The organism is Rahnella sp. BIGb0236 (assembly GCF_004364755.1).
In the GTDB taxonomy this organism is placed as follows: domain Bacteria; phylum Pseudomonadota; class Gammaproteobacteria; order Enterobacterales; family Enterobacteriaceae; genus Rahnella; species Rahnella victoriana.
On sequence record NZ_SOAO01000034.1, the window covers coordinates 1 to 1,008 of the forward strand.

Annotated in this window: 1 protein-coding gene; it reads left to right on the forward strand. The window is 47.0% G+C overall.

What is annotated here, in order from left to right; all coding sequences use genetic code 11:
- Positions 1-85: 85 nt before the first annotated feature.
- Positions 86-1,008, forward strand: a 923-nt coding sequence (locus tag EDF78_RS25495; RefSeq protein WP_133824215.1) for an IS110-like element IS4321 family transposase, incomplete at its 3' end; no start/stop codon positions are given.

Sequence of the window (1,008 nt, forward strand, 5' to 3'; positions counted from 1 at the left end):
GGCTTAGCGTAGGATATTTAATGAGATGGTCACTCCCTCCTTCCCGGTACTATGCTGAGGATAGGCTTTCATTCGGAGAACTATCATGGAAAACATTGCGCTCATTGGTATCGATCTGGGTAAAAACTCTTTCCATATTCATTGCCAAGATCGTCGCGGCAAGGCTGTTTACCGTAAAAAATTTACACGGCCAAAGTTAATCGAATTTTTGGCGACATGCCCCGCTACAACCATCGCAATGGAAGCCTGTGGTGGCTCTCACTTTATGGCACGCAAGTTGGAAGAGTTGGGGCATTTTCCTAAGCTGATATCACCACAATTTGTCCGTCCATTCGTTAAAAGTAACAAAAACGACTTTGTCGACGCCGAAGCTATTTGTGAAGCTGCATCGCGTCCGTCTATGCGTTTTGTACAGCCCAGAACTGAATCTCAGCAGGCAATGCGTGCGCTGCATCGTGTCCGTGAATCCTTGGTTCAGGATAAGGTAAAAACAACCAATCAGATGCATGCTTTTCTGCTGGAATTTGGCATCAGCGTTCCACGAGGAGCTGCCGTTATTAGCCGACTGAGTACCCTTCTTGAGGACAATAGTTTGCCTCTATACCTCAGCCAGTTATTGCTGAAATTACAACAGCATTATCACTATCTTGTTGAGCAGATTAAAGATTTGGAATCCCAGTTGAAACGAAAGTTGGACGAAGATGAGATTGGACAGCGCTTGCTGAGCATTCCCTGCGTCGGAACACTGACAGCGAGTACTATTTCAACTGAGATTGGCGACGGGAAGCAGTACGCCAGCAGTCGTGACTTTGCGGCGGCAACAGGGCTAGTGCCTCGACAGTACAGCACGGGAGGTCGGACGACATTGCTGGGAATTAGTAAGCGAGGTAACAAAAAGATCCGAACTTTGTTGGTTCAATGTGCCAGGGTATTCATACAAAAACTGGAACACCAGTCTGGCAAATTGGCCGATTGGGTCAGGGATCTACTGTGTAGGAAAAGCAACTT